We start from the raw sequence: 20,184 nt of genomic DNA on the forward strand, positions 1-20,184 counted from the left end.
GTCGGCCCGAAGTCGAGATAGTGTTCCCGAACCAGCCGAACCGCCAACTCACCGATGCCGGCGACATATCGATGGTTAGACGGTCGTCCTCGAGCCTTGTGCCGAAGTGCCGCGGCGCCTTCAGTCCGGAACGCCTTCAGCAGACGCTGGACCTGGCGCGTTGTCATATCCAGGACATGCGCCGCCGAGACAACCGTCATGCGCCGCTCCAAAACCTTCGACAGCACCTCGATGCGTTGCAGCTCGCGCTCGCTCATTAAGATCAGTCCCAACCCGCCGTCTCCCTCGCTCATCGGCGAGCAGGGCGACATTCCTACTTTGCGGAATCAAGACATTTCTATTTTGCGGCAATAACTTAGAGTTGCATAACATGTATTATGGAACTAACATTTGTGATTACTATTCAGATACTTATGTGAACTTCAATATTTCGATTGGGCAAGCTAACCGGGAAGCCCGATGAACGGATTCTGACACCGAACTCCGAGCGGTCTGAAATCCTTTTCATTGTCCGTGAGCACGACTAGATCGTGTTGCGTGGCTGTGGCAGCAATCGCGATATCCTCGAAACCGGGAGAGATGCCAGCTCCGCGGGCGACTGCCATAAGTTGCCCGGTTATCGTTGCCGTCTCGAGATCAAGAGGCAGAATGCGGCTACCGTAGTAGTGACGAATTTCTCCCCACCATTCAGCGAGCGCGGCCGCTTTTTTGGTGGCACCGGTTCGCTTGGCGTTCGCAATACCGTCCTCGATCTCAGCCGAGGTGATGACGGACAGCCAAAGGTCGGAGGATCTGTCGACGATCCAGGCAACTAGTCTTTCATCGGAGGGTGTCCTGCGTCTCGAGGGGGCGAGCAAACTGACGACATTCGTATCCAGAAGGTACAACGTCAAAACGCCGGGTCACGCAGAGCTCGTGCGGGCTTTCGGCTTCGCGCTAGCAGGTCACCGTCCTCCAACGGCGAATTTGTAAGCAGCCAACCCAGCGATGGCACACGGGAAAGGCGCTGGTACTCCGCATAGCTGATTACGACAGCCTCTCTTTTGCCGTGACGGGTGACAACCGTCGGGGCGCCTGCAACCGCTTCGTCGACGACATGCGAGAACGTCGCCTTCACATCTTTAAGCTGAACCTCTTTCATCTTGATAACCCTGTGACCAAAGTAGTCATATAACTCATGGAGCGAGCCTTGACAAGAAGGCCGTAGCCTACGCTATCGCCCAGTCCCTCGATACGACCGGCCTTTTCCGTCAGCGATTGACCGCCGAAACGAGCGCCAAGCCGAACAGAGACGCCCAGGCTTGTGCGTTCGCCTCTTGGATCGCGAGGATGCTGGTGCTTGCCGTCCACCAGCCATTCCCGCTCGCGACGATGGCATCCGGGCGATAGAGCATGGATTGTAGCACCGGCCAGACGATGAGCTGCTCGTAGCAGATCAGCGGCGCAACCTTCACGCCCTCGACATCGACGACAGGATTGGCAAAGACATGTGCCCTCGCCCCGCTGCGCTGCCCGACCCACGCGAGCCATGGTTGCCACATGGAGATCGGCACCGGCATGCGCTCTCGATAGAGGATTTCACTTCCCTCGGCCGATATCCGCATCATGACGTTGTCATAGCCACCCTGGTCGACCACGGCGGCCCCAGCAATGACAGTCACGCCGCTCCCAGTCAGCGCCCGTGTCCAGAGCCGTTCGACAGTCGGTGTCCAGAGACCAGCGGCGCTTTCCGGTAGGACAATGATGCGCGCGCCGTCCATGGCCGCTGTTTTGGCGACAATGATCGTCTCGCCTTGTTGTGCATAGCCGGCATAGTGACCGGCCGAACCCCGGAACCGTGTATCGACACTCACCCAACCTTCTGGCGGATTTGGCGGCGTCCAATGTGCGGCGGACCAAGTCCAAAACCCACCCAGCAGCGCGGCCGCGATTGGCCATCGCTTCGTCGTCATGGTGAGCATGAGGATTGCAGCCGCAGCTAGCCCGAACCAACCCCATGCTGGAAACAGAATTCCGGCGGCCGTGATTGGATGCGCCCAGCCGACAACACCGAAGGGCGGGATACTCATCGCCACCGCGGCGATCGCGTAGCGTAGCACGCGCCAGCCCTGGCTCGACGTCCAGAGGACCGCATGGACGGCTACGAAAGCGAGCGACGCAGTAAACCAAAGCGCGATGCCGACCGCGAACTGCGAGCCGTAGAAGTTCGCTACGCCCTGCGGCAGACCCCGCGACGCCGCCAGGAAATAACCTGCGGACGCGCAGGCGGCAACCAGGCGCGAAGGCGAAAGCGCCCACAGCGCAGGAAATGCCATGGCCATCGGAAGAGCGAGCGGATTTCCGCTCCAGCCGATCGCGCCAGCAGCGACACCCCCGGCGATGAGTATCATCGAACAAAGTCGATCAAGGCGTGAAGGTGAGGATCGGTTTCGCAAGGCCGAGAATGCCAGCGGCCGAAACCGGCCCAAAATAGCGCGAATCATATGAACCTGGAAATCTGGAGTAAAGGAAGACCTTGCCGGCCGGAACCACGCCGCCGGCGAAGGCTGGGAGCAACCTGCCCTTGCCATCGACCGCGCGGAGTTCGGAATGATCGAGGAGGCGGCCATCGATATGCACGCGAGCATCGACGGCGATGTCCTGTCCGGCGATTGCCGCGACCTTCTTGATCAGCGGACCGGTTCCTCCGGTGCACAGACCTCGCGGGAGATAGCCGCGCTTGAGCGCCAGTTCGAAGCCCGATGCTTCCGGCGGACAGATGAAGATGATGTCACCCACCTTTGCTTCCCGTTGCATCACCTCGATCCGCCAGAGACCAAGCGGATAGCTCAGCGTCATGTTCAGCCGATAACCACCCCATGCTCCGGCCGCGGCGATCAACAGCAGTAGTGCGGCGCCGGCGCCAAGAATGGTGAAAGCGTTTCGACGTTGATGGTGCATCGTCACAAACCAGATTTGAGGGTCGGGCGTTGAACGAGCTTGGCGGTTTCTGCCTGCTTCATTGCCTGGACGGACCGCTCATACGCGGCGAGCTGCTGTGCCGCACGCAAGGTCGGCCAGGCTTCCGCGAGTTTCTTTTTCTCGGCGGCGGGCATACTCGCTGACAGCGTCTTATGGGCTGGACCATCGATCTTTTGTGCGTCCAGTCCCAGCAGGGCGCGCTCCCCGAAACGCTGGCCGAGTGCGGCATTCATCAGATCGATCTCGGCCTTGACCATGCGGTCGGCGAGTGCGAAGCCGAGCGCGGCCGGCAGATCGTTGCGGTCTATCGCATCGCGTACCTGCTCCATGACGACGGTTGCGGACTGAGAAAGCGCCGGTATATCGATCGATGCGCGTTGACGCGCTTCCGTTTCCTTGACCTCAAACCGATTGGAAGCCTCCGACCTAAGGCGGATGTAGCGCTCGATCTCTGTGTTGAGCGCGGCACCTCCTTCGATCGCCATCTGCCGTTCCTGCTTCTCGGCCTTCGAGGCGAAGAGCCCGACATTACCTCGCAACTCGCCGAAAGTTTCGGGGTCGACTGCAAGTCGATCGAGCACGGCGCGATGACGATCGGGCGCTTCGACCACCGCGTCGATTTTCATGGCGTTCGCGGCCGCATGCGGATCCCGATAGATCTGCGCAAAGCGGTCCGACACCTCGCGCCATTGCAGCTTCACTGACGTTTCGGACAAAACATTTTCCTTCACAATCTCAGTGAGCGATTGCACCCATTGCGTCACACCGCGCACCAGTGGTTCGACGACGTTGGTGGGCGCGTTGGCCGTGGAAGCGGGTCTCAGGACCCATGAGCGGGAAGAAGCATTCGGAGCCGACGCTTGCTTGACCGGTCGCAAGCTAGCGCTTGAGGCGAACGCCGCGAGCTTGACACCCAGTCTCGCCACCTTCTCCCTGGCGCGAGCGATGAGACGCAGCTGGTCGTCGAGCAGGGCTCTGGCGACGCGGAACGCATGGAGGCCGCGGTTCATCGCATAGCGAAGAGCATCGAGATATTCGCGCGAGCCGGCATAGTCGAGCGTCGTTTCCTTGGCATTGCGGCGTGACAGGAGCGGGATCAGGCCGCCCGCCTTCTCAAAGGATCGACGCCCGTAATACAGCGCGACATCCTCGCGATGGCGGGTCATGGCAACATAAGAAAGATGCTTGTCGAGCGAGAGCGAGGCGAGCACTTTTACCCGATCAACGGTCGCGCCTTGCGACTTGTGGATCGTCGTTGCGTAGCCGTGATCGATATCGCGATAAAATGTCTGGGCGATCTCGACCCGGCGTCTGTCGTCGCCTACCTCGACGATGATGCAACCCAGCTTCGCCTCGGCGACGCGGCCTATCATGCCGTTCTTCACACCTAGCGAATTCTCGTTTCGCAGGAATACGATCTGGTCGCCGCCTGCGAAGTTCCGTGGTCCCTGTTCGGTCTGGAATCGAAACCCTTCGCCGATCACGCCACGCTCGATAAGTGCCGCGCGGGCCTGCTCGTTCAGCGTCCTCACATCGCGGCGAAGGTGCGCGAGGATGATCGACGAGGTTGCAGGATCGAAATCGCGGTTCCAGTCGCCGATCAGCATCTTGATCGCTTCAGCCTTGGTCTGGCTGCCGAGAACCTTGCCACGGGCGCGATAGGCGTTGATCGCATCCGCCGTCCTGCCGCGCGCGAAATCCACGCTCGCTTTGCGCATCCAGTCCTGCTTCTGGCGGCGGACATTTTCGAGCACCACATAGCCGACGCGGTCATGGATCGCTCTAAAAGCAGCGCCCGCTTCGATCGGCTGAAGCTGCTCGCCGTCGCCGACCAGGACGAGCTTGGCCCCGGCGCGGGCGACCGCCTCGACAAACAACGCCATCTGTCTCGATGCGACCATACCGGCCTCGTCCATTACGAAAACCGTCTTGCCGTCGAGGAGGTCAGTACCCCTCCCCCACCGAAGCTCCCATGACGCCAATGTGCGCGCCGCGATTGCCGCTTCCTTTTCCAGGCCTTCGGCCGCCTTGCCGGCGAGCGCCCCGCCAACGACGCGAAAACCTTCGCGTTCCCAAGCCTTCCGTGCCGCTTTCAGCGCGCTGGTTTTTCCCGCGCCTGCGAGGCCGACGATCGCAGCGATGCGGGATGCACCAGTCACATATTCAACCGCGGCGCGTTGCTCGTCGTGCAGATAGGCATGCTCGTGGAACGTGACCGCGAGCGCGTCGTTCGAGACGGCAAAAGTCTCCTCCCCAGACAGGTGCAATGCCTGCCGAGCCATCTCGGCCTCGGTGCGGATCATCGTTCTTGTGGCAAGCCTTTCCGGAATGCGTTCGCCAGTCTCGAAGTCGAGCGTCTCGCGTTGCAGCCGTACCAGCTCGGGGCTAGTCACCAGCCGCGCCATGACGCTCGAGAACCTTGCCGGATCATCGACATAGCGATGCACCAGCTTCGCCAGATCGCGCTCGGCAAAGACGCTGCGTTCGCGCGCGATCATGTCGAGAATGATTTCTGGGCGGCGTTCAATCCGTTTCGCCGATTCTTGTCTCTGCTCCTCGAATATACGCATCCGGTCGAGATCGACGCCGCGCCCCCTGGCTGCCGCCTCCCGGGCGATGTGTGTTGCACCGACGCCGATCTTGGAGGTTGGCACGAGCTCCAGTCTCCGTTCGTCGAAGGAGCGGTGATCGACACGAATGTCGAGCCCTTGCTTGGCGAGATCTCGGTTTTGCAGGGCCGCCCAGGCTTCGCGCCACTCATTCAGGGTCTTCTCATCTCCGGCCCACAGGCGGTAGACAATCTTCCCGCGCGGATTCAGCTTCGATTTGATCCGAAGCGGGTTGCCATCCTCGTCAAGCACCGCGATCTGCTTCGGCCCGAATCCGTCTTGCGCCAGCGGCCTCAGCGTCGTCATGAGATGGATATGCGGATTGCCGGGACTGTCGTGATAGGCCCAATCGGCAACCATGCCGCGCGGAAGAATTTGTTCCGCCACGAATGCCCGCGCCAGCGCGATGTTCTGCTCGCGAGAAAATTCGACTGGGAGCGCCAGATCCATCTCGCGCATGAATTGCGCGTCGGCTCGCTTCTCGAAAGCCTCGACGGCATTCCAGAGGGCCGCGGAAGCGCCTGCCGCGTCGCGCCCGTCGATCAGGCTGCGAAGCCATGCTGGCGCTGCTTCAGGCAAGGCAAACTCGGAATGGGCAAGCCCGTGCTTGTTCGAATAGTCGGCGACCCGCGCCTCCGCCTCGATCTCCATCCGTGCGCAATGCCGGTAGGCGGCGGACGCGACCGCGCTGCGGCCTTCTCCCCGGCCGATGATCTGCGCATGCAAGTGGTAGATGGCCATCCGGCTTCAAAGCTCCCGCCGGGAGCACACCGTCGCGCAAGCGACGTATAAGTGCGCCCTTCAATCCTCACTTTGTTCGGCGGGATACTGCGGCAGCGCTTGCCGCACGACAGCTTCGGAAATCCGCAGGTGTCGGCACCAGGCTTCACCCTAATGATCGGCTTCTCGAAATGAGCGTCATGAGCCGGAGCAAACACATGAGAAAATCATCGTCGAAGATTAAAGAGGAGATCGAGCGCCTGCACGATCAACTGAAGGCGGCCGAGGCCAAGGAGGCCGAACGGATCGGCCGCATCGCGGTCAAGGCCGGTCTGGGCGATCTCGATGTCGACGAGGCGAAGCTCTCGGACCTTTTCGCGGAGATCGCCGTACGATTTCAGCCGGGAAGCGAGAAGCGCCGGCAAGCCGCGCCGAAGCCGGCTCGGCCTGCTGAAGGCGATGCTTGAGCGAGTGATGAACATGCAGCGACGGCATTCGGCGGAGGAGCGCAAGCGCGATACTCGCGAGAAAATCCAACTCGGCGGTCTGATCGTGAAGGCCGGCCTTCGCTCGGCCGATCGCGCCGTGATCCTGGGGGCTCTCGTCGATCTGGCGCGCCGCACTGACAACCAGACGGAATGGGCGCGCCTGCGCGCAATCGGAAAGGCTGCCTTCGGCAATGATATGGAAGAAACTCGTACTCACAATCGCGCCGGCGGCACTTATGATCGCAATGCTGTGGGGCCTGACCGGGATTGAGACCTGGCTCGCTTCGCTTGGAACATCACGTTCCGCATATCTGTTTCTCGGTAAGGTCGGGCTGGCTCTTCCCTATGCTACGGCGGGCGGCATCGGACTGATCTTTCTGTTTGCTGCCGCCGGCTCGGCATCGATCAGGTCGGCGGGCCTCAGCGCGCTTCTCGGCGGGATGATCGTGGTCGTGACCGCCGTCATCAACGAAAGCGGCAGGCTCCTTTCATTCGCGGATCGCGTCGCCGAGGGAACGCTGTTGTCATATGCCGATCCTTTTGCGTTCGGCGGCGCAATGGTCGCCTTGGGCGCTGGTATCTTCGCCCTTCGAGTTACACTTCTCGGCAACGCGGCCTTCGTATCACCTGCGCCGAAGCGGATCCCGGGCAAGCGCTCCATCCACGGCGACGCTGACTGGATGAGATTGACCGAGGCGGCAAAACTTTTTCCCGCAGGAGGCGGCATCGTCGTCGGAGAGCGTTATCGTGTCGACCGCGACACAGTTGCCCCCAGATCGTTCAAGGCGAGCGATCACGACAGCTGGGGCAGTGGCGGGCGCAAACCACTGCTCGGCTTCGCGGGCAACTTCGGATCGGGTCATGCGATCGTCTTTGCCGGGTCCGGCGGCTTCAAGACAACGTCGGTGACCATTCCGACCACCCTTCAATGGAGGAGTGGACTAGTGGTTCTGGATCCCTCCAACGAGGTCGCCCCGATGGTTACCGCGCATCGCAAATCGCTCAATCGACAGGTCTATGTCATCGATCCGGGAAGTGACGGCACCGGCTTCAATGCGCTCGACTGGATTGGCAGGTTTGGCGGCACGAAAGAGGAGGACATCGCCGCGGTTGCATCCTGGATCATGACCGACAATCCGCGGGTCGACGCCAGCCGAAACGATTTCTTTCGTGGATCGGCGCAGCAGTTGGTGACGGCCCTGATAGCGGACGTCTGCCTCTCCGGGCACACGCCAACCGGGAACCAGACGCTACGCCAGGTCCGGACCAATCTTGCCGAGCCGGAACCAAAACTGCGAACCCGGTTACAGGAAATCTACGACTCGTCGCAAAGCGCATTTGTCCGCGAGAACGTTGCGCCCTTCATCAACATGACACCGGAGACATTCTCGGGCATCTATGGCGCTGCGTCCAAGGAAACGCACTGGCTGTCCTACGAGAACTACGCCGCGCTCGTCTCTGGCAGAAGTTTTGCGACCGACGAGGTTGCAGTGGGAAACACCGACATCTTCATCAACCTCGACCTGAAGACACTCGAGAACCATCCGGGCCTTGCGCGCGTAATCATCGGGTCGCTAATGAATGCCATCTACAATCGCAATGGCGACGTCGAAGACCGCACCCTTTTCCTGCTCGACGAGGTAGCGCGCCTCGGCTACATGCGCATTCTCGAAACCGCCCGTGACGCAGGCCGCAAATACGGAATCAGTCTCCTGATGCTGTTCCAGTCGATCGGGCAGATGCGCGAAGCCTATGGCGGACGCGACGCCTCTTCGAAATGGTTCGAATCCGCCTCGTGGACATCGTTCGCCGCGATCAATGACCCTGAAACGGCCGAATACATTTCGAAGCGTTGCGGCGACACGACGGTCGAGGTCGATCAGACCAGCACTTCCTCACGGATGAACGGCACGTCGAGAACCCGCTCGAAGCAACTCGCCCGACGCCCTCTGATCCTTCCACACGAGGTCATGCAAATGCGCACGGACGAACAGATCGTCTTCACCGCTGGCAATCCGCCACTGCGGTGCGGCCGCGCGATCTATTTCCGGCGCAAGGAGATGATCGCAACCGCTGGCGCGAACAGGTTCGGGCCGAAAAGGAAATGACCCGGCCGATCGGCCACGAATTTCGTTCCCCATGGAAGCTCCGGGGCTTCTCTTCGGCGCAGTTTGGATAGCGCGTTCAGCCCCTCCGCTTCGCCGCCGGCAACGCCGGCGGCGGCCCTTTGGGCAGCCATTTCGATATCAATCCATCAGCGTAATGAATCATTTGGCTGAGATCGATTCGACGAACTCGTTGGACGTTGTATGTTTCGGGAGCGAGACTCGCTCGATGCTTAGCTCCGAGACAGGACCGGCCTATCTTCACCGTATCGACGCCACCCGCAACATGGCGCGGTTCTATTCGCTCTCGATTCAGCCGACCCTGTTCGGTGGTGCGTCGCTCATCCGCAACTGGGGACGGATCGGCACGAACGGCCAAGCCAAAGTCGAAACCTTTGATGACCCGCAAGAGGTCGAGGGCGCATTCCTCCGGCTTGAGCGCGCAAAGCGACGGCGAGGTTACGTTGACCCGCGCGCTACCGGTGCCGATTTACCTCGGTGAGTGTTTTGCGGCGTGCGATGAACCCGCGCAGCAGCGGAAGGAAGAATGCCTTGCTGAACCGGCCGACCGGCGGCTCAGGTTCAACATAAAACGATCGGCCGACAATGTCGGTATTGAACTCGTCGAGGATGATCCAAAGACGCATGTCAGGATCAAGCCCTGCTCGTCGTTTCTCGATGGACGGAACCTCAACGGCGAACCTGGCCGGTTCCAGCTGCTTGGTAATGATCGGAAAGAACAGCACCAGATCGCCGCCAGGGCGTGCCAGACGAACGCCAACGGCGATCGGCCTGTTCTTACGACCTTCGGTTTCGCCATGGCTGGCTTCGCGTGCCAACAGACATGGACAGCGGATGAGGCACCACGTCTCGATTTGGTCGGTAGCTCCTTGCCGCCCGCTTGTTCCACTTCCGAACAGGCTTCAACCGCATCCTCGAACTCGGTGAGCAGGCTATCGGACATCGTTTCGATCGTCCCTGCTGCCCGCGCATCGGCCTAGCTCATCAGCCGCTGATATTCCTCGATATTGAGAAGCACCAGACGAGGCTTGTTGCGCTGAGTTATCGTGACCGGATGGCGTAGCGCTCGGCGATGATATCGCCGGATTTCCGCGACAGGTCACTGGTTGAGTAGGAACCACTTAGCCGGAGCATTTGCCCTCCTGATGATTGCTATATTTGATGTTGTATACGTAAGTCACGTAATTGCTGCGCCCCTGCTGCGGTGGGCCCGACGGAAAATAGCGATTCGTAGGTGCCGTCAGCTACTCATTCTCTGGATTGTGCGTGTCAAACATGAGGAGGCAACAACACAAAAAGGAGCCATCTCGATGGCGACAGCGAACGAAATCGGCGACAAGGTCGCCGCCGACAACCGCCTGAACAAGGCGTAAGCAAAATCGTTGTCGATGGCGTCTTCAAGACGATTGCCGACGCCGCCGCGAGTTCAAGGTGAAGACGGCGCCGGAGCGCGAGGGGCGCAATCCCTCGACGGGCGCCGCCATTAAGATCGCCGCTTCGAAGAAGCTGACTTTCACACCCGCCAAGGACGCGCTCAACGGCTGAACGCTGCTGCCAAGTCAAAGCTCGAGGCCCCCACCGGGTGGCGGGGCCTCGATCTTTGGAGTCTCAGTCCCGGGTCGGCCGCGACCAGATCATCTGGAGGCTTTCCTCGCCTTCCACCTCGATCAGGGTGGCGTAGATCGGAGCGGGGAAGCTCGGGTCGTCCAGTTTGACCGAGAGGTAGCCGCGTTCCGTCTCCTTCGAAGTCTTCTGCCAGGCGGCACCGAACTCGACATTGCCGGCGAGGACGCGGAAGTCGGGAGCCTTGTCACTGGTGCGTTCTGCGCGAACGATCTTGGCCTTGACGTCAAGGTTGAGGGTCTTGATCGTCCCGTTGAAGCCGTTGCCGGTGGAGGTGAAGGTACCGATGGTGGCCATTGTTTCATTCCTTTGGTTTCTCGGGCCGCGCCCATCGCGACCTCGATAAGGGCCGACAGACCGGAGGCGATCGACCTGCACCCCGCAGGGGCCGAAACATCGTGAAGGGCGGATGGAAGAGACTTTCTTGTTCCGCGAGGAATGGACGCGCAGCGACCAGGGGAAGAAAGTCGCGAGCGGCCGTTGCCGGTGTGAGAGCGAGACGGAGCGCAGCGAAGGCGGCCTCCAGTCAGACAGGCCACATCGAAGTCGTAGGTGGGTGTGTCTTGTGTGAAAGCACCGGAATGAAAGCAGGCGATCAGCGTCACCTACCGAAATCGCAGGAATGGCCGGGCATGATCATACCCGCCTCCCGACATGCTCTGGCACATCGGAAAAGGCAGCTCCAACAGGAACGGACCTTCCGCATTACACGGGCCGGTTTGAGAGATAACGGGCGGCACGCCGGAAACAGGAACGAAACGACGCGTGACCGCCACATGCCGGAAAGCTCGCTGCCTGGTCCAGAGCCCCATAACGTCAACAAGAAGCGGGATGTCCACCGATCCGGAGTTGAACCGGCGCCGAGGTCGCGAAGGCCAATCGGGGATAGCAACGATATGCGCGTGCAACATCAAGCTGCCTTCCCGATCTTGTCCATGTTGGGCTGGCGATCGTGCAGAAAGGCGACGGCACCCTGTGCGTGGGCTGCGGCCGAGACAATGAACCGTTTGTCGTTGGAGAGCACCTCGAGCTAGGATGCGAGATCGCTGGTATGGTCCGGGTACGATGCCGAGATCGGCGCAAAGGAAGCAGCTGCCAAATTCGGCAATGAGTTCCTCCCTCGCCCGCTCGCTACGATCCTTCGGATAGCGGCTGACATCGCGATTCACCCGATGGGGTGCCGCCGTCCGGTGGTCAAATTCATCACTCAGCACCGCGACATAGGAACCCGCGTCGCAAAAACTCTCGAATGCCGGTATCTGGATGTGGCTGCTTGTCAGTTGATGCCGGCGCCGGGATTCTCGACCTGTCGTTCAAAGCGCTTCATGAGCGCCTCCTGCTCGGCCCAGATGACTTCGCTCCCGGCAAGCGCGAGCTCCAGAGCGGCCTCGGTCTCGCGGCGCTCGTCGCGGCAGACAGCGTTCCGCAGCTCGGCGCGCAATTCCTCAATGTGTTAATCGATCGACATGTTCGTCTCCTTGACGTTGGTGGAGGGCGACACCGCCGGTCATGATGGGTCGGAGGGGCCAGGGCGCGCAGCGACCGGCGGAGCCGGCGAGTGGGGGAGCCGAAATGCGTCAACTTGTTGGAGATACCACGAAGTCCTTGGGCGCCTTCGGAACGCCATGGCATCCTCGGACGATCTGAGCAGACCTCCCCCACCCGGTTGGCAGCAAAAAAGCGGGGCCGGGCTCGATGCCTGGTTCCGGCTTCACCATTGGTAGGAGGAACCCCGCCTGTGGCGGGGTCCTCTGGCGGGCAATCAGTCCCGGTTTGGGCGGGACCAGATCAGCTGCAGGCCTTCCTCGCCTTCCACCTCGATCAGGGTGGCGTAGATCGGAGCGGGGAAGCTCGGGTCGTCAAGCTTGACCGAGAGATAGTCGCGACCCTCTGCGGAGGTCTTCTGCCAGGCGGCGCCGAGTTCGACATTGCCGGAGAAGATGCGGAAGTGCGGCCCCTTGTCGGAAGGGTTCTCGATGCGGACTAGCTTGGCCTTGACGTTGAGGTTGAGGGTTTTGATCGAACCGCTGAAGCCATTGCCGGTGGAAGCGAAGGTGCCGATGGTAGCCATAAGTCTCATCCTTTGTTGCTCGGGCCGCGCCCATCGCGACCTCGATGACGGTCAGTGGACCTGAGGCGATCGACTGGCACCCGCAGGGCTGGAACGAAGTGGAAGGCGGTCGTGAGAGACTCTCTTGATCCGCGAGGAATGGCGGCGCAGCCGTCAGGGGAAGAAAGTCGCGAAGGCCGTTGCCGGACAAGATCGAGAGCCCGCGATAGCGGGATCGGCCTTCGGTCAGACCAGTCACATCGCGCACGCAGATGGACGTGGCCTTTGTCGAAACCGGAATGAGACCGGCGTTTCCGTCGACGGCGTTATACCCGCAAGTCAGCGACTGTTCGTTCGAGAGCCCCATCGCCGCCACGGTCAGGCAACGGATCGCCTCCGATCCCAAAGGCGAGAACCGCAGCCCCATTGTCTCGCACCGGCTTCGAAACGGTGATGCACCGGGAGATCAGCGACAGAAGCGCGCGAGCTACGTGCCAGACTGACCCACCCGTTGAAACGATGCTGCGTTTATGGCGCGCAATTTGGGGAAGCGGCCAGCAACTGCCTATCCGGCTCTCGTCTCAAACGGAATCGGCAACCGATAGAGCCGGGCGCACAGGCGGAGGTTCGTTAATCGGCAAGTTTTGGTGCGGAGCCGCATACCTGATAGTCGATCCAGCAGCCGACTCACGTCGTCCGAGGCGCAGCTGCCGGTCGTTCTTCAAGGAACCTTGATGAGATCGGTTTGCCGAAACTCACCTGCCGCCGCAAGAATGGGCGTCGAGAAATATTTCGCGCACGCATAATTGGGACTATCCCCGAGATTTAGGCCATCGGCCCCGGACCGATGCCGGTGTGCCGCCGACAGCGCCAGCCTGGTGGTCTCGGGCGCGGGCGGCAAGTCTCGAACCTCGATCCTCCGCTCGTCGAAAAACTCGCGGAAGCGGCTTCTTAGCCGCCTTCCGCAGGTAGACGCCACGTTTTTCACGCAGACGTGCAGCCGTCTGAAGCGGGCTCTCGGCATCACGCCGGCGCTCGATCGCCTCCTTCATCGCGATGATGATGGCATCGGTGATGCTGACGCCGGCCATATCGGCGAACCTGCGCGTCAGCGCATCAGCCTCCGGATTGTTGACATTGAACTACCGCGCCAGCCGGCGTGACGGTCTTTGGCGAAGGCGAGGATCGAGGCCCAGCGGTTGCCTACCCGGCCGCGCTCAGCTGCTCGCGAATATTGTCGTCCGAGACGATATGGACCGGGAACGGCAAGACTTTGGGCGACACCAGCCGTGCGAGATGATCGTAGACGGCCTGTGGCTCCCAGCCGGTATCGGCGAAAATCGCGCAATCTAGCATGGGGCCGATCTCGCCATGGGCCGCCATCAGGGCGAGCGTGGTGGATTGCACGCTGGCGCCAAGCGACAGCGCGCGCAGGCGGATGGGGAAGGCTCGGCGCCCTCCCCATGATGGTCGGAGCATGCAGCATCACGCCGCCTCCGCGACCTGTGTCGCCCCTGGCTGGAGATCGTGCAGATAGTTGACGGCACGTTGGGCATGCGCCGCCGCGGCGAAAATGAAGCGCGTCTCGTTCTTGAGAATTTCAAGCCAGCTCGCCAGATAGCTTGCGTGATCGGGCCTCGGCTCCAGCTCGGGGACGATGCCGAGATCGGCCGCTAAAAAACAACCGCCCAGATCGGCGACCAGTTCTTCGTGCGCGCGAAAGGAGCGATCCTTGTGGTAGCGCGCGGGATTGCGATCGAGCCGCTTTTCCCCGCCCACCCAATGAGTCAGCTCGTGCCCTAAGGTGGCGTAATAACTCTGGGCATCGCGAAAGCTCTCGAAGGGCGGCATTTGCACGATATCGAGCGTCGGATTGAAAAACGCCTTGTCGCCAGCGTGGCGGATTACGGCACCAGTATTTGTGAAGAAGGCATCCGCATGCTCGATCCGCTCGACCGGATCGGCCCCAGGCGCGGGATGGTCGTAACACTGCGCGGGCAGATCGTCGATCTGATCGGCGCAGAAAACGGTATAGGCCTTGAGGAAGGGGATGCCGCGTTCGACTTCCTCGCCCTTCGCATCGGTTTCGGTGCGGGTGAAACGGCTGGCGTAAACGACCATCGAGCCGGTCTCACCCTTGCGGACATGACCGCCGAGCTCAATGCTCTGCTTGAACGTCATCCAGGTGGGCGAGACGAACCCCCGCGCCATCGCCTCCGACCAGAGAAGCAGTGTATTGATGCCTTGGTATGGCAGCCCATTGTGGCGGAGCGGTCGCGTGATGCGACCCGTCCTATTTCCCGCGCTCCAGGGCTTCACCCACGGGCGCACCCCCTTTTTTAGATCCGCGACGATCCGATCGGTGATCTTCGCGTAGATATCGAGACGGGGTTTGCTCTCTTTCCTGCTCATTTTCCAAAACCTCCATTCGAGGTCGCGCCAGTCGCGGCCGTCACGAGGTCCGCATGCGCAGGACCGCAGGTTCGCGAACCCGCCGCGAGCGATCGGAAGGAGGAGAGATGTCGTGTGCGGGCCGCAACGTCAGTGAAGGACGGCGCAGCCGTTTCGCGGGGCGAGGACCGAAACAGGACCAACGTTCGTGACGGCCGCGACTGGCGCGGCCTGCAGGATCACATTCATTTGTCGGGTTCCTTGGCGACGCACACGCGAAGAGGCCGGTGTCCGCAAGGACACCAGCCTCGATGTGAGAAGATGGGGCGGAGCCGTAGCTCCGGCCGGTGCGGCTAGCCGAGCGCCGCCATCTGGAGGTCGGCTGCCTGCCGGCTGACAGTCTGGCCGGGATTCTCGACCTGACGCTCGTAGGGCTTCCAGGCCTCGCCGACGATATGCTCGTAGGCCGCGACGGCTCCCTCCGCGGCCATGCGCAGGGCGTGGGACTGAAGGCCCATGTCGGCGGCGAATTCGCGCTTGCGCTGGGCGTTGCTGTCGAAGCCTACCGGTCCGTCCAGATCCTCGTCGCGGATGTCGTTGGCGAGCTTGGCCGTGGCGTCTTTCGCCTCGGTGACGGCCTTGGAGTAGAACTGGCCTGCCCCGTAGGCGGAACCGACATAGGAGCCGACGATCCGTTGCAGGTGGATCTGCATCGCCTTGTCGGAAACCCCCTCGGAGAGGGTGTCGGCGCCTTCGATGAGGCTGCGCTCGTGGAAGTCGCGGATGCCGTCGCTGTCGAGGACCGGAAGGCCGAAGCTTTCGGAGATGATTGCGGCCTGGCTGCTGTCCGGACAGCAGAGCCGGGCCATTTCGAGGGTCGTGCCCTTGCGGAGCGGGAGGACGAGGGATTTGGACTTGGGGGAGCGGATTGAACTGGACATTGAGCTTACCTTTCTGGCGATGCCCTTCAGGTGATCGGCCCTCGGCCGTTCTTTCCTGCGGGTGCGGTCAAAAGGAACCGGCGGGAGCTGGGCGCTTCAGGGTCCGGACCCTGCCAGGCGAGCGAGGTCGGCTTGCGGAGAAGCGGGGGCCAGTTCTTAACTGGTCCCCGCGCGGGACGCGGGCCGGCCTTGCCGAGATCGGCGGGGTTCCGGCCGCTCTGCGGCGCGATAGCGGCCTTGAAGGGGCCAGCCGCTGGTCCAGACCGCAGCAAACCCGCGGGGAAGAGCGGCGAGGGATATCTGCGACACCGGCATGGGGATCGGTAAGCGCCTGGTCGACCCGCACCGCCATGGCGTTCCATGGCCTGCCGCGCTGCCGAGAGGCATCCACGGCATGGCGATGCTGTCGTATCTCGTGGCTCAGCATCATCGCCATGGATGAATGCCGGCCGGTGAGAGAACTATATTCGCGTCACGCACAGAGCTCTTCCGGTTCGAGCTGCGCCCGCAACGCCGCTATGGCGCGTTCCTGGCGTGCCAGTTTGTCGATTCCGGCTGACATTCTGGCGTAATGGCCGCCAGATTGACACGATACCGTTCGAGGAAAGCGCCGGGGTCAGGCGACTTCCCGCGCCGATACGTGGTCTGGCGCAGATGCAATTCCGGTATTAGCGCCGCCACACCTTGATCTACCGGTCGATCATGTCCAGCTGACGCTGGATTTGCCGGCGAGCTTCTTCCATGCGAAAGGGCCGGGCGCGGCGACCTCGCGCGACCATCACGCTGATTTCCCTTGCCAGCTGACAAAGCTCGACGGCCCGCCATAGACGGCGTGGCGCTCCGGATCGATGACGAAGCCGAAGCGGCCGACACGATATTCGCCTGAGGGGACGAGGAAGCGACGTTCCTCGCTGCCCGGCCCGCGTTTGCCGCCGGGAGTGGCGATAACCTCGGTGAAGCCGGATTGCTGCTGTGAGATGATCGCCGAGATGACGATCCAGTCATCGCGGTGCTCCGCGAAGAATGTACGTTCATCCTTCTTCCAGGACTCACCCGGACCAAGCACATTGCCGGTAATCGCCTCCCAGGCGTCCGGGAAGCTGTCCTTCATCGTCTTTTCAGCAGCCCGCCGCTCGAAGGCGGTAAACAAATGAGGAAAGCTGAATGCGACGATCGCCCAGGCCTCATCCTCCTCATAGGCTCCGCCGGCGACGCGGATCGAGTGGTGTATCCTGCGGTTGCGGTCGGGCGAAAGAAGAAACCCGCCATGGCCGGTGGTTGAGTGGAAGACAACGCCATCGGCATAGACGGTCGCTCCCTGCGATTGACCCCACGGCGTATTGGCCGTGGATCGCCCTTCGCGTCGGCCGAGCGCAATCTTCTCGCGTTGGTGTTCGGCGTTTTCCAGAACCTTTACCCGGAACGCATTCTCATCGGCGAGGTCGCCGCTATGACCATAGAAGTCGCGCCGCGTCCATTCGGCGATGGGCCGTCGGATGCGCCAGCCGGTGACAAGGAAATGGCGCCCGTCTCGGGCGGGAGCCATGGCAAAGGCGTGCTCGCCGACAAGTGCAACGACGAGACCATCGGCACTTTTTCCAAAAGAAACCTCCGGAAAACCGGGGGCTTCAATGACGTTGGTTTCGAAATCAAGTGCGCTCATGCCGCCGCTCTCCCCTCGATAATGTCCGCCGCTTCCACGTCGGCTCTGATTTCCTGGAGCACGGCATGCGGATAACCGTGGCGGGTCAGCCATTCCTCGGCGGCCGCGCGATTGGCGGCAAGATGGACAAGCTCGGCGTCGTCTCCAGCCCGATCGAGGACGAGGACCGAGCCGATCGCGGGCCGTTCCTTGACCGCGAACTTGAGTTCGCTGTTCACCGAAAAGTTCCGGTGGACGCGCAGGACAATCGTCTCCTGGCTGCCATAGTCGCCGTCGTGGAGCGTGATGGAGGCTGGGATTGTCGTGTTGCCGACACGCGCTTCGGCCTGTTTGCGGATCAGGCGGCCACCAGAGTTGCTGTTTTCCCAGGCGGGAAGCTTCTTTCGATGGCGTTCCGGCGGACGCGGGGAGCCGTCGGAATATATCAGAGTCGAGCCCAGGGGCACGAGGTCATAGATCAACTGAGCGGACATGGTTTCTCCATGATGTCGGGTGGAAAACAGAACCGCCGCCGGTAATGGACCGGCGGCGGGATGATCGTTCAGGAGGAAAGATGTGAGGCTTATTCGGCGGCGACCTTGTAGGCCTCGCGCTGCTCGTCGGCGAGATCCTGGTCGGCCGAAGCCGGAGCTTCATCGGCGTAGTCATGCGCCGGCTCGACTACCGCATTGCCATCGAGCTCGTCCTGGTCCTCCGGCGTGCCGTCGTCTTTAGGCTGCTCGGCGCACTCGTTCTTCTTCAGCCACGACGCGAGCTTGGTCTGGTCGGGACCGAATAGCGCTGACGGATGGACGAAGCGACCTTCCTTGAAGTGCTCGACCAGGGCCGCGCGGGTGTCCTTGACCTTCTTACGAGGAAGGACCGATGTGTCCGCGCACGAGGCCTCCAGCGCCGGTCGCGACAGGCACGAGAGAAAGTCTTCCGTACCCATATTCGGCAGGTAGCCGTCCGCGCCGATCACATCGCCAGCCACACGGGACACGACGCCGCTGTCCGAACGGTTTTCCCTGCACGACAAGACGTCGATCAGGAGCGAGCGCACGGCGACGCGAAGCGTGTCCATGTCGAAGTCGAGCTTGCCCTCCTGGTCGAACAGGCAGGCGGCATGTTCGCCTAGGCCGGCAGCCCCGTAATACGAGATGTCGCGCGTGCCGGACGCCACCGTCACGTTCTGCCCTGCGAACGCCAGAACCAACAGCGCCATCAGCGTGTCGTCATCGATCGGAGCCCGCGACAGCGCTTCATGCAGAGCATCGGTGCGCAGATCACCGATCATCTCGATGCCCTTGCGGGTGACATCTGGACGGGCCTTCACGACGATCGCAGCATCGTCGCCCTCCCCGACCGGCTGCTCGCCCTTCCTCGGCTTCTTCGCCTCCGGCATACGGAAATGCACCGTCTGCACCTTGCCCTCGCGATCGAGGTACAGGGCCGTATGGTCGGACTTGCCCCGCTTGCCATAGACGCGCTCCGCCTTCTTCGGCAGTTCCGGCTGGCCCCAATTGTTGGTCTCGGTGATGACCCCCTTCTTGGGCAGGTTCTGCGTCATCCACTCCTGCTGCGCGCCCAGGAACCCCTCGACGTCGGTGGTGTAGCGGCTGTCCTGATCGGCCGGGGCGAACAGATCCTCGACCCAGGCAATGCCGTAGGCCTGCGCCAGCTCGTCGCCGAAGCTGGCATCGCGGGCATACATGCGGGTCTTCTGCAGGCCCTGTGTCACGCTCCACCAGGACACTTTGGGGTCGGCCTTCGAGGGCTTGTGTTTCTTCCAGACCTCCTTCTGGTCCTCGAGCGAGGCAGAAGCGATGGTGCGCAGCTGGCTCTCATTGGGCATATCGCCCTTGGCCATCTGATCGAGCATCGCCGGCAGGACATTCGCGAGCAGACGAAGCTTGCGGATCTGGCGAACCGGCAGAGCCAGGGCGACGGCGATCGCTTCCTCGGTCCATCCGAGCGCGAGCAAACGCTCGATCGCCCGCCACTGATCGACGGGATTGAGCTGTTCATGCGCAAGCGTTTCGGCGAGCGAGCGCATGGCGCCGCCATCTTCGGCGCGCTCGACCACCAGCACGGCGATTTCTTCAAGCCCGGCGGCAATGGCCTGCTTGACCCGGCGATGGCCGGCATCGATGACGAAGCCGTTGCCGCCATCGGATTCGGGTACAACGACGGGCGGCTGCACGATACCGACGGCGCGAATGGTCGCCAGCAGCAATGCGTCGGCTTGCGGGCTGGACTTGGAACGTCGCGCCTTGTCGGGGTTGCCCTTCAGCGCGCGCGGATCGACAAATTTCAGTTCCATGGAAATGCTCCTTACGGGGTTGCCGGACACAGCCCGTCGCTGCGTCCTTTCTCGTCTTCTTCTCGAAGACACCCCCGGCCCGCGGAGCGAGCGGGCCGGTGCAACTGCGGCCGAGCATCCCTGCACGGCAGGACAAGCGGGGCTAACAGCCCTGCGAAGGACGACGTGGCCGGGATCGCGAGCGGCGCGGTTCAGCGCAAGCGTCAGCGGTCCGCCCGATCTGCGAGCAGGTTTTCGCCTCCCCTTTCTTTTCAGCCTTCTTCCCAAATTTGGATTGAACTCCGCTATTCCTGACGCTATATTGCGTCAT

General features: G+C 61.9%; 20 protein-coding genes and 4 pseudogenes. 5 read left to right on the forward strand and 19 right to left on the reverse strand.

Annotation, left to right across the window (positions count from 1 at the left end):
* From FJ949_RS29290 to traA, 6 genes are all read right to left on the reverse strand, one after another.
* Positions 1-272, reverse strand: a 272-nt coding sequence (locus tag FJ949_RS29290; RefSeq protein WP_246680050.1) for a helix-turn-helix domain-containing protein, incomplete at its 3' end; no start/stop codon positions are given.
* 171 nt (positions 273-443) lie between these two features.
* Positions 444-887 (reverse strand): type II toxin-antitoxin system VapC family toxin, encoded by a 444-nt coding sequence (locus tag FJ949_RS29295; RefSeq protein ID WP_140501354.1) that lies wholly within the window; start codon positions 885-887, stop codon positions 444-446.
* 2 nt (positions 888-889) lie between these two features.
* Positions 890-1,141 carry a type II toxin-antitoxin system Phd/YefM family antitoxin gene (locus tag FJ949_RS29300; RefSeq protein ID WP_140501355.1) on the reverse strand — a complete coding sequence of 84 codons (252 nt, stop codon included), beginning with the start codon at positions 1,139-1,141 and terminating at the stop codon, positions 890-892.
* A 109-nt stretch (positions 1,142-1,250) separates the two neighbouring features.
* The gene (locus FJ949_RS29305; protein ID WP_140501357.1) at positions 1,251-2,390 is read right to left on the reverse strand and encodes a conjugal transfer protein TraB; all 1,140 of its coding nucleotides are present in this window, start codon (positions 2,388-2,390) and stop codon (positions 1,251-1,253) included.
* 13 nt (positions 2,391-2,403) lie between these two features.
* A complete protein-coding gene (traF, locus tag FJ949_RS29310) occupies positions 2,404-2,940 on the reverse strand; it encodes a conjugative transfer signal peptidase TraF (protein ID WP_140501359.1) in 537 nt (178 codons plus the stop codon).
* Positions 2,941-2,942: 2 nt separating this feature from the next.
* On the reverse strand, positions 2,943-6,311 hold the full coding sequence (gene traA, locus FJ949_RS29315) for a Ti-type conjugative transfer relaxase TraA (protein WP_140501361.1): 3,369 nt from the start codon (positions 6,309-6,311) through the stop codon (positions 2,943-2,945).
* A 197-nt stretch (positions 6,312-6,508) separates the two neighbouring features.
* Between traA and FJ949_RS29320 the strand changes: the two genes are divergently transcribed.
* The 4 genes from FJ949_RS29320 to FJ949_RS29335 all read left to right on the forward strand — a co-directional run bounded on the left by FJ949_RS29320 (position 6,509) and on the right by FJ949_RS29335 (position 9,385).
* Complete coding sequence (locus tag FJ949_RS29320; protein ID WP_140501363.1) at positions 6,509-6,757, forward strand: TraC family protein; 249 nt, start codon at positions 6,509-6,511, stop codon at positions 6,755-6,757.
* Positions 6,758-6,764: 7 nt separating this feature from the next.
* Complete coding sequence (gene traD / locus FJ949_RS29325; protein WP_318013632.1) at positions 6,765-7,049, forward strand: conjugal transfer protein TraD; 285 nt, start codon at positions 6,765-6,767, stop codon at positions 7,047-7,049.
* Positions 6,970-8,886, forward strand: coding sequence for a Ti-type conjugative transfer system protein TraG (gene traG / locus FJ949_RS29330; protein ID WP_140501365.1), 1,917 nt, complete (start codon positions 6,970-6,972; stop codon positions 8,884-8,886). Before traD ends, traG begins: the two co-directional genes overlap by 80 nt.
* A gap of 226 nt (positions 8,887-9,112) precedes the next feature.
* The gene (locus FJ949_RS29335; protein WP_140501367.1) at positions 9,113-9,385 is read left to right on the forward strand and encodes a WGR domain-containing protein; all 273 of its coding nucleotides are present in this window, start codon (positions 9,113-9,115) and stop codon (positions 9,383-9,385) included.
* On the opposite strand, the gene FJ949_RS29340 is transcribed toward FJ949_RS29335, so the two are convergent.
* Together FJ949_RS29340 and FJ949_RS29345 are read right to left on the reverse strand one after the other, a co-directional pair.
* Positions 9,360-9,722, reverse strand: a complete 363-nt coding sequence (locus FJ949_RS29340; protein WP_224647531.1) for a hypothetical protein — start codon at positions 9,720-9,722, stop codon at positions 9,360-9,362. The genes FJ949_RS29335 and FJ949_RS29340 overlap by 26 nt on opposite strands.
* Before the next feature lie 56 nt (positions 9,723-9,778).
* A pseudogene (locus FJ949_RS29345) lies at positions 9,779-10,038 on the reverse strand (type II toxin-antitoxin system prevent-host-death family antitoxin); the annotation flags it as partial.
* Between the two features lie 176 nt (positions 10,039-10,214).
* On the opposite strand from FJ949_RS29345, the pseudogene FJ949_RS29350 reads away from it, so the two are divergent.
* Positions 10,215-10,449: pseudogene (locus tag FJ949_RS29350) on the forward strand (HU family DNA-binding protein).
* Between the two features lie 63 nt (positions 10,450-10,512).
* Here the strand turns inward: FJ949_RS29350 and FJ949_RS29355 are convergent.
* The 11 genes and pseudogenes from FJ949_RS29355 to FJ949_RS29420 all read right to left on the reverse strand — a co-directional run bounded on the left by FJ949_RS29355 (position 10,513) and on the right by FJ949_RS29420 (position 19,874).
* Entirely contained in the window at positions 10,513-10,824 is a 312-nt protein-coding gene (locus FJ949_RS29355) for a DUF736 domain-containing protein (protein ID WP_140501369.1), read from the reverse strand.
* Positions 10,825-11,437: 613 nt separating this feature from the next.
* Positions 11,438-11,795 (reverse strand): annotated as a pseudogene (locus FJ949_RS29365) (zincin-like metallopeptidase domain-containing protein); the annotation flags it as partial.
* A gap of 8 nt (positions 11,796-11,803) precedes the next feature.
* Entirely contained in the window at positions 11,804-11,968 is a 165-nt protein-coding gene (locus FJ949_RS29370) for a hypothetical protein (RefSeq protein ID WP_224647530.1), read from the reverse strand.
* A gap of 321 nt (positions 11,969-12,289) precedes the next feature.
* On the reverse strand, positions 12,290-12,598 hold the full coding sequence (locus FJ949_RS29375; protein ID WP_140501371.1) for a DUF736 domain-containing protein: 309 nt from the start codon (positions 12,596-12,598) through the stop codon (positions 12,290-12,292).
* A 914-nt stretch (positions 12,599-13,512) separates the two neighbouring features.
* Positions 13,513-13,716: pseudogene (locus tag FJ949_RS31105) on the reverse strand (type II toxin-antitoxin system VapB family antitoxin); the annotation flags it as partial.
* Positions 13,717-13,780: 64 nt separating this feature from the next.
* Positions 13,781-14,056 (reverse strand): hypothetical protein, encoded by a 276-nt coding sequence (locus FJ949_RS29390; RefSeq protein ID WP_246680049.1) that lies wholly within the window; start codon positions 14,054-14,056, stop codon positions 13,781-13,783.
* Positions 14,057-14,062: 6 nt separating this feature from the next.
* On the reverse strand, positions 14,063-14,989 hold the full coding sequence (locus FJ949_RS29395; RefSeq protein ID WP_140501373.1) for a zincin-like metallopeptidase domain-containing protein: 927 nt from the start codon (positions 14,987-14,989) through the stop codon (positions 14,063-14,065).
* Positions 14,990-15,321: 332 nt separating this feature from the next.
* Positions 15,322-15,909 carry a hypothetical protein gene (locus tag FJ949_RS29400; RefSeq protein ID WP_140501375.1) on the reverse strand — a complete coding sequence of 196 codons (588 nt, stop codon included), beginning with the start codon at positions 15,907-15,909 and terminating at the stop codon, positions 15,322-15,324.
* 778 nt (positions 15,910-16,687) lie between these two features.
* Complete coding sequence (locus FJ949_RS29410) at positions 16,688-17,572, reverse strand: hypothetical protein (RefSeq protein WP_140501377.1); 885 nt, start codon at positions 17,570-17,572, stop codon at positions 16,688-16,690.
* On the reverse strand, positions 17,569-18,045 hold the full coding sequence (locus FJ949_RS29415; protein ID WP_140501379.1) for a hypothetical protein: 477 nt from the start codon (positions 18,043-18,045) through the stop codon (positions 17,569-17,571). Before FJ949_RS29415 ends, FJ949_RS29410 begins: the two co-directional genes overlap by 4 nt.
* Positions 18,046-18,134: 89 nt before the next feature.
* Complete coding sequence (locus FJ949_RS29420) at positions 18,135-19,874, reverse strand: ParB N-terminal domain-containing protein (RefSeq protein WP_140501381.1); 1,740 nt, start codon at positions 19,872-19,874, stop codon at positions 18,135-18,137.
* Positions 19,875-20,184: the final 310 nt, after the last annotated feature.

The sequence above is a fragment of the Mesorhizobium sp. B2-4-1 genome (assembly GCF_006442185.1).
Classification (GTDB): domain Bacteria; phylum Pseudomonadota; class Alphaproteobacteria; order Rhizobiales; family Rhizobiaceae; genus Mesorhizobium.